Origin of the sequence: Haladaptatus pallidirubidus (genome assembly GCF_020700235.1) — an archaeon.
Lineage (GTDB): Archaea > Halobacteriota > Halobacteria > Halobacteriales > Haladaptataceae > Haladaptatus > Haladaptatus pallidirubidus.
Genome location: NZ_CP085301.1, coordinates 2,657,040 through 2,669,776, shown reverse-complemented (window position 1 = coordinate 2,669,776; position 12,737 = coordinate 2,657,040). Strand labels below are relative to the sequence as shown.

Sequence of the window (12,737 nt, the reverse complement as noted above, 5' to 3'; positions counted from 1 at the left end):
AGTTTAAAATATTTACCGTATTTGGAATAAAATTTATATATCTTCGGTGCGAACGGTTATATGCATTTGGCTGATTCGAACTCATTTCAATCACTTGAGTGAGTCAAATCCGCATCCTTTCCTTCAGGTGCTCTAACACCTGATCCCTCATTCCGTTAGTAATATAATGTAATGGGAGATATATGAAATATGCGGAAAGACCTAAATACTACTATGAGTCAAGTATTATATATAAGTTCCGATTTTTTCAAAATTGATGTGAATCTCAAAATTGAGATAGGTGTTTACGCACACTGTCAATTCGAAAGCAATAATCTTTCGGGGTTTAAAATCGATAATCCTACGAAATCGGCAATCTCATGTGATCATATGTCCTGAATCGTCCTATACTACCCAGGCAAGTCTCGGGTCGTCCCGCTCGAATTGCTCTATCTGGAGCCTATTGTATACAGAGTTAGTTTTGTATATTAGTTGTGGGTAAGCAAAGATACACCATTTCGTCCGTATCTTGTATCAATTACTGCCACTACCCGAAAAATCATGCCACCGCATGTCGTGATAAATAATGTCGGGCCTTGTATCTCGCTAACACCGTTACGAGCCCGATGAAACGTGAACGTCCTACTTACGGACGAACCCACTAACTCTCCACGTTTCACAAATATCGTAACCCCGAATAACTACTAGCGAGAACACCAATCACCATCTGTTGGGCGATAGGTTAAGTCCATAATTCATCAGCCCGATATGGGAGACTCAATAGGTATCAATCCTCCCATGCTGATCACCACCGTTTTAGCGCGCCTGGCATTGTTGTCAGGCTTATTTTAATATAACCCACTAAGCGATTGTTCGACTGTTTCCTATAGAGCCCATGGCTTCGTGTGGACCCTACCTTGTTTCGGATTCGACCGATTCAGTTCCAGCTCCAAATTTGCGAACAGCATCTCTCACGTCGTCGTCGTTTAATCGGAGGTATTTTTTCGTGGTTTCCAAGTTTGAATGTCCTAAAACGCTCGAAAGCGTCCGGATATCCATTCTGTTCTTGAGAGATTGCACAGCGAACCCATGACGAAGAGCATGGCTCGTTATCTTGTGGCGAGAGTTTCCGGAGGCATCCTTATACATTGTCTCTTGGATTCCAGCCTTCCTTGCAGCGTCTTTAACGATGTCGTTTACGTAGTTCTTTTTTATGCTGGGAGCTTTGTAGGTCAAGAAAAGATAAGGGCTATCGCTAGCAGTAATATGAGAGGAACGATATCCCCCATCGATCCACTGATTCATCAGGAAATCGAGAGAGGATTGATAGTAGACCATACGATTTGAATACGTCTTTTCAGCCCTGATACGGATACTTCTCTCGTCCCGGTTGATATCGGATAGCTTGATTTCAGTCAACTCACCCTGGCGAATACCCGTCTGCCAAAGCAATCTGCATATGAGTGCATTTCGTAACTTGGGATTCGGGACATTTTCGGTGAGCAGTTCCTTTTGTTCGGGAGTCACATAGAAAATATCTTGCTTGAGAGCTTCTGCCTTCTTCGTCCCCGACATGATGTTCTTCAATTCGCTTGCATCGAAATCTTCGGTAGGATCTTCGTCAATCTCCTCGAAACGAGGATCATCCGATAATACACCATAAAATCGACAGAGCGCGTCATATCGTCCTCTGACAGTCTTGGGCGCTCTCCCACTTTCCGATAGGGATAGAAGATGATCCTCAATGTCGAAGGACGTGACTTGCGTGAGGTCCCCGTGACTCTCCTCCTGTAACCATTGCTCGAATTGAGTGAGGTTTGACTTTCGATGTTGGGTGGTTCGCTCCGATTTCTTGATTCGCTCTTTTCGTAGAAACCGCTCTATGAGGTCGACCATTAGTCCAGCCTCCAATAGAGTTCATTTCCGTTGATATTTTTGCTTTTAACGAGATTTGAATCCTCCATCAAGCGTTCCAAAGCCTTCTCGATGTTTCGTCGCGACTCATTCAGTTTGAACCCAATATCCTGTGGGTCTCCCGTCCAAACAGTCGCTTGATCCGGAGACCACGTTGATGCGTTGGCCTCCTGTTTGCGAGTTCCTATCTCAACATTGGGCAGGACCTCGAAAACGTCCTTCGTCAATTCATGAATCTCGGGGCGATGTTCGACTTCCCGCTCTATGGCTCTCGTCCTCGTCTCTAGCTCTTCGAGTCGTGTATCGATCCCTTGAACCACCTCAAGGACCTCATTGATCCGAGAGTCGCTTGTGCCGCTCTCTGGCGCTTGTGGTTCGTGTGCTCCGAGAATTTCTTTCTGGACGGACAAGCGAATCAGATGCGAGAGACTACTTACTTCCGGATGTTCTTCTGCGTAGTCTTCCCACTCCGCTTTCTGCTCTCCATCGATTACCAAGTTGATTTGCCTATTCTCGCTCATCCAATTACTCCATTAACAAGTTCGAGCCCGAAGTCTATAAGAATTATGTACCAAAAATGTGCTATGAACATGCTGTCCGGACTCAACGGCTTGGCCGTGAGCGAACTCGACGCGAAACCCGACCCCGAAGTTATCGGGGCAGAACAGCAGACGGTCGAAATCGGCGTCATCGACGCGGACGGGAATCCCGTAGCGGATGCGACCGTCGTGGTGAAAAGCGATTCGGCGAGATTGGGGAGTATCGAAACTGCGACGACGGGAAGCGACGGGCAAGCGCGCCTCTCGATAAACCCCGGACTCGGACCGAATCAGGACGACGGGACGCTCGAAATAGACATCAAACCACCTTCCGGAAGCGAGTTCGCGGACAAGCGTGAAAACACACGAATACTGGTCGTCAGCGAGTGAGAAGGACGAAAACGGTCTACCCGTAGCCGTCCCAATCTATCCACTCGTGTTCCCACCCGCGCCGAGTTTGGGCGTGGCGCTCCGCGAACTCGCGATCTTCGCGGTTGGTTCGGTTTCGCTCGATGGTATCGGACTGTTCGCCCTCCACGAGAAGCGGCGCGAAGGCGGTCTTTCCGAACTCCTCGACGGTTTCGGGCGCGCCGGAATCGGACGCTTCGACGGCGGCGAGTCGCTGGGTTCCGCTTCCGAGCGGAATGACGAGTCTGCCGTCGTCGGCGAGTTGCGAGACGAGCGTTCTCGGCGGTTCGATGGCCGCGGCTTCCACGAGGATTCGGTCGAACGGCGCGTATTCGGGCAGACCGTCGGCACCGTCACCGCAATCGACGAAGACGCCGCCGTAGCCCGCGGATTCGAGGTTTTCCCGAGCTTCGTAAACGATGGTTCGCGTGATATCGATGGCGTGAACGTTGCGTTCGTCGACGATTTCCGCCAGCACAGCGGAGGTGTAGCCGACGCCGGCACCGACCACGAGGACGGAATCGTTTTCCTGCACGTCGAGTGCTTCGAGAAGTCGGGCGACGATACTCGGGGCGAGGATTCGCGTTCCACGGTGGTCGAACGACTGGTCGGAGTACGCGCCCTCGTCGACGTCTATGGGCACGAACTCGTGGCGGGGCACGGTTCGAAGCGCCAGACCGACGTGGTCGCTTCGAACCAACCCTTTCATTTCGTGTTCCAAACTGGCGACCATATCGTCGCGCAGCACCGCCGGTTCCATACGCCGCGTTGGGTTCGAACGCTCTTCAATTGCGCGGCCTGTGACCGACGATCGCTTGCTGATTCGTGCCCGGAACGCCTCTGATTTCGACGTTCGCGAATCCCGCTCTCGCGAACCAGTCTTCGAACTGATTTGCGGTGTAGGTGTCGCCGTTGTCGGTTTGGGCGAGCATGTGCGCACCCATCACCGCGGCCCCCTCCGAACGGCCCCGAATCCGGTCGATGAGGACGGCGGCTCCACCGGGTTCGAGCGCGTCGAAGGAGTTTTCGATAAGGGTTCGGTTTTCGTTCGGACCGAGCGCGTGGGCGACCCGGGAGCAGAACAGAAGGTCGTATCCTGTGGGGAGAGCGTCGATTACGTCCTCGGAAACGAGTTCGATTGGTTCGCGTTCGAGGAACCGGCTGGCGATGTCGATAACGTCGGGTTTGTCAAGCAGCGTCACCTCGAATCCTCGTCGCGCGAACTCCTTGGCGAAGACGCCGGGGCCGCCGCCGACGTCGAGGACGCGCTCCGCGTCGGGATGTTCGTGCACCGCCTCGGTGACGCACGACCGAATCGTCGATTCGTCCACGGTGGCCATCGCGCCCATGTAATTACTCGTCCAATTTTCCGGCGTCTCGGGCGGTGAACCGGTTCGCATGGTTTCCGGCAGTTCGAACCACCGGACGAGACAGTCCATCTGGTGCGGAACGCTCCCAATCGAGCGAACGTCCGTCTTGGCGAATAAGCCGAGCGCGCGGTTGGTCGCTTCGTATTCCTCATCCAACCGTTCGAGAAAGCCCATCTCGACCATCGCTTCGAGCGTAATTCGGGCGGCGCGCTCGGTGACGCCGGTTTGCTCTGCGATCTCTTCTATCGTCCCCGCGTCGAACATGACTGTCTCGATGATTCCGGTTTCGCGGGCCGCCCACAGCAGACAGAGTTCGCGGTAGTCCATACCGACCGCTCGCCCGGGAGCCGAAAAAAGCTACGTCCTCTGCATCGGGACGAACCGGACGAATCCGTGCGATTCGCGGGAGAGTGAGCCGTCATCTCGCTTTTCCGCGAGAACGAGTTCCTGCGGGTCGTCTCCGAGTGGCGCGAGGAGACGGCCATCGGGGCGAACCTGTTCGACGACAGCAGGCGGGAAATCCGGTGCGGCGCAGGTCAGGTAGAGGGCGTCGTAGGGCGAATTTTCGGGCCAGCCGCCGTTTCCGTCGCCGACGCGAATCGAGATGTCGTCGTAGTCGAAACGGTCGGATTGCGCAAGCCGTCGAAATCGGTCGCGCGTCGCCTCCGCCAGCGACTCGTGGTACTCGACGCTGAAGACGTTTTTCGACCCGACGATTTCGGCGGTCACGGCGGCGTGATAGCCACAGCCGGTTCCGATTTCGAGTATTCGGTCGCCCCGCGACAGTTCCAACAAATCGGTCATAACGGCGACCATGTGCGGGGCGCTGATGGTTTGATTTTCGCCGATGGGAAGCGGGCGATCGTCGTACGCCTCCCGCCGTCGCTGCCGTGGGACGAACTCGTGGCGGGGAACAGAACGGAGGGCGTTCAGCGTCGTCTCGTGGCGAATTCGGTCGCGGTCGGCGAGTTGGGCCACGAGCGATTCTCGCTCGTCTTCGAACCCGTCGTTGCCGCGGTCGAACACGCTACCACGCCGACCAAGCGGTCGAACCCTCGTCCTCGGCGTAGATGCGCTTTACGTCCTTGGCGACGACGGTGTCGCCGTCGAAATCGAGTCGGTCGTGGTTGTAGCCGGTCGCATCGTCCGCGACGAGGATGCCGTCGATGGTGAACTCCTCGTCCGCGAGTTCCTCGATTTCGCCGACGACGAACTCGTAGTCGCCCGGGATGTTCACCTTGATTCCTCGGGAGTTGTCCCTGCGGCCGTCGTTCGGGTGAATCGTCACGTTGACCGAGACGTTGTCCACGGCGCGTGTCCAGATGGTTTCGACGTCTTCGGCGACGGATTCCTCGACGCGGCGGTTTTCGTCCTGTTCGAGGCTCGTGATTCGGACGACAAAGATGGCCTCGTCGGTTTCGAGGACGAACTCCTCGCCGACGGCCAGCGTTTCCTCGACCGGGACGTCCGCTTTTGCGGAGAACGACTCTCCCTCTTGGGAGACGATAACGTCGATTTCCTCGGTCTGGACGCGCTCGATTTTCGTCTTGTGGACGTGGCTGCACTCGGTACAGCGAACCGTGGCTTGGCCACCTGGTTTCAGCACCTCGTGGACGGTTTCGACATCGGGGGAACAGGATGGGCAAACCACTGCCACACGTTCCGCAGTTTCGCTCATATTCCGGTATAGGGACTCGGGCCGTAAAAGTGCGTGGAGTTCGGGAACGATTGGTAGGGCGCTACTTGTGGAACGTCTCTTCGTAGGCGACGCCGTCGCCGTCCTTGACGTGCCTGACGACGACGCGTGATAGGAGGTTCGATTCGAAGTCCACGGAGACGGTGTACGGAACAACGGCCAATTCAAGCGTGCAGAAATCATGATGGATGTAATCGTCGAAAACGACGACCGTAAGTGTGTCCGGCGATTCGTCGTAACGAATCGCCTCGATTTTCGTCTCCTTGCACGACCGACTGCCGCTTTTGAGCCACCCGAGTACACGAACGTGCTTTCCAACCGTATCAAATTCGACCATAGCGCGGTGCGCAAATCGCTCGTCGGGGTCGTAGCTCCCGTCGTCAAATCGGTCTTGGGCATCAAGCGGTTCGAAGTCGTGTCCCGTAATCGGTGGCGAAATGTGGATGGAAAATTCCTTGTCCCAACGATAGTCGAGTCGCTGGCCGACGACAGCAGTGCCGCCGACCAACGGAACAGCGAGTCAGACGAGAAGAGCGCGGCGATTCATATCAGCCACATTACCGTCGTAAATTAATGCTTTTGTGATAGGTGAAACGACCGCTGTACCTTTCGAGTCGAGTGTTCATTGTGTTGAGTGCGACCACTCGTACTCAGCCCTCGAAGTACAGATGATAGTGGTTCGCACACCCCGGGTTAAATGCTGTGCCGCAGTCGGGACACTGCGATTCACAACCCAAATACTCGGCAATCGTCAGTTCGGAACCGCAAGCCCCGCACAGCACCGCCTCCGCATCACGCCGGTTTTCGGGCCACGTTTCGCGCGAATGGCCTGCCACTTCGTCGTGGCACCGAAAACAAGGGTAGTATTCGTTACAGCACGGAAACCGAATCGCAATCACGTCTCGTTCCGTGTCGTAATGCGAGCATCGCGTCTCCGCGTCAACTTTGACGCCGCGAACTTCAGTTCCGTGGACGAACATGATTCTGTGTTCAGTTCAGGGTCGCGGCAGTTCGACTTCCTCCCCGTCCGCGTAGACGGTCGGGTCGCGGATGATGCCGTCCAAGTGAAGCGGGGCGTCCGTGTCGCCGCCGATTCCCGCGTCGTCGCCGATTGCGATGTGAACCGTGCCGCCCGCCTTCTCGTCCAAGAGGACGGAACCGACGAGTTCGGTGACCGCGACGTTCGTTCCGATGCCGAGTTCGGCGAGGTTGTAGGCGTCCCGCCCGACTTCCTCGGCCCCGGTTTCGACCTGCGCGCGGATTTCGTCGTCGCTGATTTCCGTGACGTAGCCGTCTTCGACCTCGAATTCGAGCGTCTGGCCGTCTTCGAGCAGTCCGTACGGGCGCATCGTTCCGTCCACGACGTAGCGTCCGTTCACGTCTTCGGGACTGACGAAGACTTCACCCGCGGGGAGATTGGTGAAATCGCCGGGGTCGTGACAGAGGCCGGTGTCGTCGTACCACTCACGGTCACCGGGTTCGAAGGTGATGTCGGTGCCTTTCTCGGTCGTCACGCGGATTTCCTGTGCGCCTTCAACCTGCGCGAGAACCTCCTGACAGTGCTGGTCGATGGTCTCGTAATCGGCTGAGAGGCCGATGACCATCACTTCCTCGGTGATTCCGGGGAGGGTCGCCGCTCGCGCTCCCGCGTCGTTCGCCTTGCCGCGGGCGCGAGTGTGGCTCAGACTTTTGGTGGTTGGCGCGAGAACCACGTCCGCACCGGCCATCGCCGCGGCGACGGGTTCCGGCGGTTCCTCGCCGTGCTGATTGCCGACCGGGTAGCGCGCGATGACCACGTCGTCCGTGATTTCGCGGGCCGCGTCGTACAGCGCCTTGCCGATGTCCCAACGTTTGTCGTCGGTGATGACCGCACAACTCTCGTCCGGCTGAAGCGCCATACACTGCTCCACGGCGGTCTTCGCCGCGTCGTCTAAACTCATGTTTCGTGGATTGCTTTCGGAGTGGTTAGATGTTCCCCTTCCGTCCGTTCCATCTTACTCGCGTGTGAGTTAGTTCCCGGGAAGAATGGCTCGAAACGGTTTTAATGGCGGACGTTGGACCTGCGGACGTACATGCTACAGGTCGGCATCAACGGGTACGGGACTATCGGGAAACGGGTCGCTGACGCTGTCCGGGCGCAACCGGACATGGAGGTCACAGGGGTCGCAAAAACCCGACCCAACTTCGAAGCCGAAGGAGCAGTCGAGAAGGGGTTTTCGCTCTACGCCGCAATCGAGGAGCGCGCGGAACTGTTCGACGAGGCGGGAATCGAACTCGCGGGAATGGTCGAGGACCTGGTCGAGAAGGTCGACGTCGTCGTAGACGCCTGCCCCTCCGGAATCGGCGCGGACAACAAATCGCTGTACGAGGAGTACGACACGCCCGCGTTGTACCAGGGCGGCGAGGATGCGGACGTTGCCGACGTGAGTTTCAACGCGCGCGCTAACTACGAGGAAGCTATCGACGCACAGCACGTCCGCGTCGTCTCGTGCAACACGACCGGACTGTCGCGCCTCATCGCGCCGCTCCGCGAGGAGTACGGCGTGGAAAAGGTTCGCGCGACGCTCGTCCGGCGCGGCGGCGACCCGGCCCAGACCGGTCGCGGCCCCATCAACGACATCGTGCCGAACCCGGTGAAACTGCCGTCGCACCACGGCCCGGACGTGAAAACCATCTTCCCCGACCTGTCGATCGACACGCTCGGGTTGAAGGTTCCGGCGACGCTGATGCACATGCACAGCGTCAACGTCTCGCTCGAATCCGAACCAGACGCGGAGGAGGTTCGCGACCTGCTCGAAAGTCAATCGCGCATCTTCGTCGTTCCGGAACGGATGGACATCGACGGCGCTGGCAAACTTAAGGAGTACGCCATGGACAGAGGTCGGCCGCGGGCCGACCTCTGGGAGAACTGCCTCTGGGGCGAGTCGGTTTCGATGGAAGGAAACGACCTCTACCTCTTCCAAGCGATTCACCAAGAGAGCGACGTGGTTCCGGAAAACGTCGATGCGATTCGAGCGGTGACGAACAGCGCGGACGCCCGCGAGAGCATCGAGACGACGAACGAGGCGCTCGAAATCGGGTTCTGAACTGGGTTTATTAGTCTCTTTTTGTCGCGGTTAACCGAACACACACCCGATATCGGATACGAGAACAATCCCGACTTAGGTTTCGAAACGGTTCCGTATAATCGTGTTTCGAGGTAGCATGCGGCATGCGGATTGTTGGTTATAACTCGTTAGTCGAGAATTCAGTCGTTCAAAATGGGAGAGAATAGCGCCGCGAAAACGGGCGTCGATAGTCGTTAGATTCACGGACGGTATCGGCTCTATACGGGAGTTTTCCACGTTACTCCCGTTCGGCGAGCGATTTGGCCGTTCGTAAAAACGGGCGAACGAATTCAACGATACCCGCCGTTCATTTACACCTCGGTAGATGGAGCGAGATGGGTGGGACGGGCACCGCGGAAGAAGTCCGCGGGGTTCGATACGCGATCTCTCCCGCCCGGAGAGATACAACCATGAAAAAAGCACTTCGAATCTCGCTCGCGATTGCGCTGGTTGCCAGCGTCCTCGTTGGCGGACTGGCCGGAACCGCGATGGCAGATACCGAACAAGAAGCCGAAGCAGAAGTCGAGCAGGAACAGGACGTTGAGCAGACCAACGTAAACGTCCAGGACGACAACACGGCAATCTCGGCGGCGGTTGGATGGAACGGCGGCGACGCTGAATCCGGTGACGCGTATGCTGTCCAGTACAGCGACCAAACGAACAACAACGCGCAGGTCGGCATCGCTAACGCCGAAAACGAAGCCGAGCAAAACCGCTGGTATTAATTACCAGATATAACCGACGTGTAGTTATTTTTTCGGACATCGGACGAGGAGCCTTTAATACACGGAATCGAAACGCGGTGTATCCAGCGGGCGTCCAAAACCTTTTGCCCGGGAGGGGCTTATTGTCCTGCATGCGACGAGACGACCGCGACGACCCCTTCGACGACCTCTTCCGCGAAATCGAGCGCATGATGAACGATATGATGGGCGGAAACGTCGATATGCAGGTCGATACCAGCACGACCGGACCCGGATTCGGGGCGGACACGCACGTCGATATTCACGAGGACGACGAACACGTCCGCGTCATCGCAGACCTCCCCGGCGTCGAAAAGGAAGACATCAACCTCAAATGCGACGGCGAGACGATGACCATCAGCGCCGTCAGCGACCACCGCGAATACGACGAGCGAATTTCGCTCCCCGCGCGCGTTGACGAACGCTCAGCCAACGCGACGTACAACAACGGCGTCCTCGAAGTCACCCTCGAAAAGACCGACGAATCGGCGAACATCAGCGTCGAATAATCCGACGAAATATTACCGGCGAGTCGCCCGAACGAGTCCGGCAAGACGGTCGTAAAACCCGTCTTCGTACTTCGTCTCCGCGTCGATAGTCGGACGGGCGTTCGTCTCGTTTACGACGATTCGGTCGCCCGTGTCGAGAATATCGACGCCGCAGAACGGAATGTCGAGTACTTTCGCCGTTCGCTCCGCGATTTTTCTGTGCTCGTCCGGAAGCGAGATTCCGCACGCCGCTGCTCCGCGATGAACGTTGTGTTTCCAACGACCCTCGGCCAGCGCGTCGTCCGGCAATCGCCGTTCGACCGCGCCGACGTAGTCGCCGTCGACCACCATCGCGCGGTAATCGGTCGCGCCTGGGAGATACTCCTGCACGAGAAACGATTTGTCGCCAGTCGCGCGGTAGTCGTGGACGAGGTTCAGGTAGTCCACGACGCCGAGGAAGGAGTCTACGTCGCCCACTTTTGCGATGCCAGTTCCGCGCGTGGTCGAGTTGGGTTTGATGACGACGGGGGAGTCGAATCGCGCGAAAATCTCGCGGAGGTCGCGCTCTTCGACAGGATTCGAAACCATCGCGGTCTTCGGAACCGGAACTCCCGCCTTCCCGAGTCGGGCGATGACCTCGGCTTTGTTCCGCGAGGTCAGCACCGCTTCGCGTCCGTTCACCCACGGAACCGAGAGCAGTGCATCGACCACGCCGCCCTCCATCATCCGGGAGGGGTAGATGAATCCCGCGTCGAACTCGTCCGCCGACCACGGCGGGTCAGCGAGGTCGAACGTCCGCGCCTCGTTCGGAACGTGACGGACGCGGATGCCACGCTCCGAGAACGGTTCGCGCATTCGTTCGAACGTCCGTTTTCGGTACGCGACCGCTAAATCGAGCATTTAGTGGAGGTTCTGGTTTGGGGTTAAAAAAGACTGCTCTCGTTTCTCGGTGTGGGGTCGGAGTAGTGAAAATCAGATTCAGAGTGATACTCCGGTGTGAGACGGACAGTTGAAAGCAAATTGTAGATGGAACTTCAGTGAAAGATGGATCATAAATTGCGTGAGGAAGTCACGGCTCGCCAACGACAGCCATCCAACAGGAGAGAGTGTGCAGACCTATTTTCAGGTGCGGTTTCATCGGAGACGACACTACCAAAGAAAAGCACTCAAATCCGACAATTTTAGAGAAACCAATCGCTCAGGACGAAACCAGCACGGCGAAAAATGTCGAGTGTTTGTTTAGCTAATGAGTTCTTTCTCACCACGCTCGACGACGATACGGCACGGCGGGGAGACCTTGTTGTACGCGCGGCGGAAGGCGTCTTTGACGGCGTCCGCGTCCTCGACTTCGCACCATGCGGTGAAGAGACGCTCGCCGTTCTGGATTCGGGCCGCGGTGCCGACCGGTTTCCCGAACGCCTGTCGCATTCCGTCGGAAACACGGTCTGCGCCCGCACCGGTCGCCTGTTTGTTCTCGCGCAGGACGTGGTGTGGGAACTTGCGCAGAATCATCTTGTAACCGGTTTCGCCGATGTTCTTCAGCAGGAAGCGGTTAGCCGAAAGGCGGGCGGCCTCCAGTGCGCCGTGGCGAATCTGGCACTCCTCTTCGAGGACGAGGGAAATTTGGACGGGATAGTTGTCCTCGTCCGCACCAACGTCGCCCATCTTGTGCTGTGCAATCTTCGAACCCGGGATACCCGTGATGTATTCGCGTCGCGTGTACGGGGGCTTTCGAATCTCCCGGTACATTGAGGCAGGTTTGTCGGACATAGTTACTACTGAAGTCTGATGGTCAGGCCGTGAATAAACCCTTCGAAGCGAGTTCGACGCTCACTATACGAAATCCCGAACGAACCGGTCGGGAATGTAGGCCAACATCGACGCCGGAATCCGCCCGACAAGCCACTCCGCCGCAATCACCATTTGCTTTCGAAGCAGGGCGTAAATGCCCGAGACGAGGACTGCGGCGATGACCAGCGTCTGAATCGTCCCGTCGTAGAGGACGAGACTTGGAAGCGCGGCGAAGACACCCAACGCGAAATCCTCGGGCGCGCCGTCGTACCGAATCCAGCGGCGAGGGGAAATCCACCGTCCGTGGAAGTGGTCGTACACTGCGCGCTCGGACTCGCCGAGCCACGGTTTTAGCTCCAATCCGCCGCCGAAGGCGTCAGAAACGGAGTGGATCGCGGCGGAAAGGAGGAAGACGGCGACAGCCACGGTCCAACCGGTCGGGACGACTACGGCAATCGCAACCGCCACCAGTCCAGCAACCGAGAAGTACACCGGAAAGTGGAGCGTCTTCCGGTGACCGGAGTAGAGGTCGAAATCCGGAAATAGCCCGCCGAAAAACCCCGCGAAGACCGCAACCGGAGCGAACTCCGGCGCGACGAGAAGGGTAATACTTGCGAGAAGCACGCCGATAAGGGCGTGCGTCGTTGCCATCATCGTGACCCCCGTAGGCGAGGTTCACGTAAACACCTATCGGGGAGTTCG

Annotated in this window: 16 protein-coding genes; 4 read left to right on the top strand and 12 right to left on the bottom strand. The window is 57.2% G+C overall.

The features are described from left to right. Window positions 1-891: 891 nt before the first annotated feature. Together LIX15_RS14475 and LIX15_RS14470 are read right to left on the bottom strand one after the other, a co-directional pair. Window positions 892-1,875, bottom strand: a complete 984-nt coding sequence (locus LIX15_RS14475) for a tyrosine-type recombinase/integrase (protein WP_227773877.1) — start codon at window positions 1,873-1,875, stop codon at window positions 892-894. Continuing rightward, complete coding sequence (locus LIX15_RS14470; RefSeq protein WP_227773876.1) at window positions 1,875-2,414, bottom strand: hypothetical protein; 540 nt, start codon at window positions 2,412-2,414, stop codon at window positions 1,875-1,877. The genes LIX15_RS14475 and LIX15_RS14470 overlap by 1 nt, the downstream gene beginning before the upstream one ends. Before the next feature lie 63 nt (window positions 2,415-2,477). On the opposite strand from LIX15_RS14470, the gene LIX15_RS14465 reads away from it, so the two are divergent. Beyond that, on the top strand, window positions 2,478-2,822 hold the full coding sequence (locus LIX15_RS14465) for an Ig-like domain-containing protein (RefSeq protein ID WP_227773875.1): 345 nt from the start codon (window positions 2,478-2,480) through the stop codon (window positions 2,820-2,822). Between the two features lie 16 nt (window positions 2,823-2,838). Here LIX15_RS14465 and LIX15_RS14460 read toward each other — a convergent pair whose 3' ends face one another. The 7 genes from LIX15_RS14460 to LIX15_RS14430 form a co-directional block, all read right to left on the bottom strand. Beyond that, on the bottom strand, window positions 2,839-3,600 hold the full coding sequence (locus tag LIX15_RS14460; protein WP_227773874.1) for a protein-L-isoaspartate O-methyltransferase family protein: 762 nt from the start codon (window positions 3,598-3,600) through the stop codon (window positions 2,839-2,841). A gap of 25 nt (window positions 3,601-3,625) precedes the next feature. Then, complete coding sequence (locus LIX15_RS14455; RefSeq protein ID WP_227773873.1) at window positions 3,626-4,537, bottom strand: methyltransferase; 912 nt, start codon at window positions 4,535-4,537, stop codon at window positions 3,626-3,628. Between the two features lie 30 nt (window positions 4,538-4,567). Then, window positions 4,568-5,236, bottom strand: coding sequence for a protein-L-isoaspartate(D-aspartate) O-methyltransferase (locus LIX15_RS14450; RefSeq protein ID WP_227773872.1), 669 nt, complete (start codon window positions 5,234-5,236; stop codon window positions 4,568-4,570). A gap of 1 nt (window position 5,237) precedes the next feature. Next, window positions 5,238-5,888: an HVO_0476 family zinc finger protein gene (locus LIX15_RS14445; protein WP_227773871.1), complete on the bottom strand. Its 651-nt coding sequence runs from the start codon at window positions 5,886-5,888 to the stop codon at window positions 5,238-5,240. A gap of 61 nt (window positions 5,889-5,949) precedes the next feature. Continuing rightward, window positions 5,950-6,414 carry a hypothetical protein gene (locus tag LIX15_RS14440; RefSeq protein WP_227773870.1) on the bottom strand — a complete coding sequence of 155 codons (465 nt, stop codon included), beginning with the start codon at window positions 6,412-6,414 and terminating at the stop codon, window positions 5,950-5,952. A 142-nt stretch (window positions 6,415-6,556) separates the two neighbouring features. After that, entirely contained in the window at window positions 6,557-6,886 is a 330-nt protein-coding gene (locus tag LIX15_RS14435) for a CHY zinc finger protein (RefSeq protein ID WP_227773869.1), read from the bottom strand. Window positions 6,887-6,901: 15 nt separating this feature from the next. Next, window positions 6,902-7,846, bottom strand: coding sequence for an aminopeptidase (locus LIX15_RS14430; RefSeq protein ID WP_227773868.1), 945 nt, complete (start codon window positions 7,844-7,846; stop codon window positions 6,902-6,904). Between the two features lie 132 nt (window positions 7,847-7,978). Between LIX15_RS14430 and LIX15_RS14425 the strand changes: the two genes are divergently transcribed. The 3 genes from LIX15_RS14425 (at window position 7,979) to LIX15_RS14415 (ending at window position 10,265) form a co-directional block, all read left to right on the top strand. Continuing rightward, window positions 7,979-8,992, top strand: coding sequence for a type II glyceraldehyde-3-phosphate dehydrogenase (locus LIX15_RS14425; protein WP_227773867.1), 1,014 nt, complete (start codon window positions 7,979-7,981; stop codon window positions 8,990-8,992). A gap of 356 nt (window positions 8,993-9,348) precedes the next feature. Beyond that, complete coding sequence (locus LIX15_RS14420; protein WP_227773866.1) at window positions 9,349-9,738, top strand: hypothetical protein; 390 nt, start codon at window positions 9,349-9,351, stop codon at window positions 9,736-9,738. 131 nt (window positions 9,739-9,869) lie between these two features. Continuing rightward, window positions 9,870-10,265, top strand: a complete 396-nt coding sequence (locus tag LIX15_RS14415; protein WP_227773865.1) for an Hsp20/alpha crystallin family protein — start codon at window positions 9,870-9,872, stop codon at window positions 10,263-10,265. A 12-nt stretch (window positions 10,266-10,277) separates the two neighbouring features. On the opposite strand, the gene LIX15_RS14410 is transcribed toward LIX15_RS14415, so the two are convergent. The 3 genes from LIX15_RS14410 to LIX15_RS14400 form a co-directional block, all read right to left on the bottom strand. Then, entirely contained in the window at window positions 10,278-11,144 is an 867-nt protein-coding gene (locus LIX15_RS14410; RefSeq protein ID WP_227773864.1) for an ATP-grasp domain-containing protein, read from the bottom strand. A gap of 339 nt (window positions 11,145-11,483) precedes the next feature. After that, the gene (locus tag LIX15_RS14405; protein ID WP_227773863.1) at window positions 11,484-12,014 is read right to left on the bottom strand and encodes a 50S ribosomal protein L16; all 531 of its coding nucleotides are present in this window, start codon (window positions 12,012-12,014) and stop codon (window positions 11,484-11,486) included. Between the two features lie 63 nt (window positions 12,015-12,077). After that, window positions 12,078-12,689, bottom strand: a complete 612-nt coding sequence (locus LIX15_RS14400) for a metal-dependent hydrolase (protein ID WP_227773862.1) — start codon at window positions 12,687-12,689, stop codon at window positions 12,078-12,080. Between the last annotated feature and the right edge of the window lie 48 nt (window positions 12,690-12,737).

Excerpts from the sequence above, each read along its gene's own strand:
- LIX15_RS14475 (WP_227773877.1), bottom strand. The coding sequence starts at position 1,875 with ATGGTCGACCTCATAGAGCGGTTTCTACGAAAAGAGCGAATCAAGAAA.
- LIX15_RS14470 (WP_227773876.1), bottom strand. The coding sequence starts at position 2,414 with ATGAGCGAGAATAGGCAAATCAACTTGGTAATCGATGGAGAGCAGAAA.
- LIX15_RS14465 (WP_227773875.1), top strand. The coding sequence starts at position 2,478 with ATGAACATGCTGTCCGGACTCAACGGCTTGGCCGTGAGCGAACTCGAC.
- LIX15_RS14460 (WP_227773874.1), bottom strand. The coding sequence starts at position 3,600 with ATGGAACCGGCGGTGCTGCGCGACGATATGGTCGCCAGTTTGGAACAC.
- LIX15_RS14455 (WP_227773873.1), bottom strand. The coding sequence starts at position 4,537 with ATGGACTACCGCGAACTCTGTCTGCTGTGGGCGGCCCGCGAAACCGGA.
- LIX15_RS14445 (WP_227773871.1), bottom strand. The coding sequence starts at position 5,888 with ATGAGCGAAACTGCGGAACGTGTGGCAGTGGTTTGCCCATCCTGTTCC.
- LIX15_RS14435 (WP_227773869.1), bottom strand. The coding sequence starts at position 6,886 with ATGTTCGTCCACGGAACTGAAGTTCGCGGCGTCAAAGTTGACGCGGAG.
- LIX15_RS14430 (WP_227773868.1), bottom strand. The coding sequence starts at position 7,846 with ATGAGTTTAGACGACGCGGCGAAGACCGCCGTGGAGCAGTGTATGGCG.
- LIX15_RS14425 (WP_227773867.1), top strand. The coding sequence starts at position 7,979 with ATGCTACAGGTCGGCATCAACGGGTACGGGACTATCGGGAAACGGGTC.
- LIX15_RS14420 (WP_227773866.1), top strand. The coding sequence starts at position 9,349 with ATGGGTGGGACGGGCACCGCGGAAGAAGTCCGCGGGGTTCGATACGCG.
- LIX15_RS14415 (WP_227773865.1), top strand. The coding sequence starts at position 9,870 with ATGCGACGAGACGACCGCGACGACCCCTTCGACGACCTCTTCCGCGAA.
- LIX15_RS14410 (WP_227773864.1), bottom strand. The coding sequence starts at position 11,144 with ATGCTCGATTTAGCGGTCGCGTACCGAAAACGGACGTTCGAACGAATG.
- LIX15_RS14405 (WP_227773863.1), bottom strand. The coding sequence starts at position 12,014 with ATGTCCGACAAACCTGCCTCAATGTACCGGGAGATTCGAAAGCCCCCG.
- LIX15_RS14400 (WP_227773862.1), bottom strand. The coding sequence starts at position 12,689 with ATGATGGCAACGACGCACGCCCTTATCGGCGTGCTTCTCGCAAGTATT.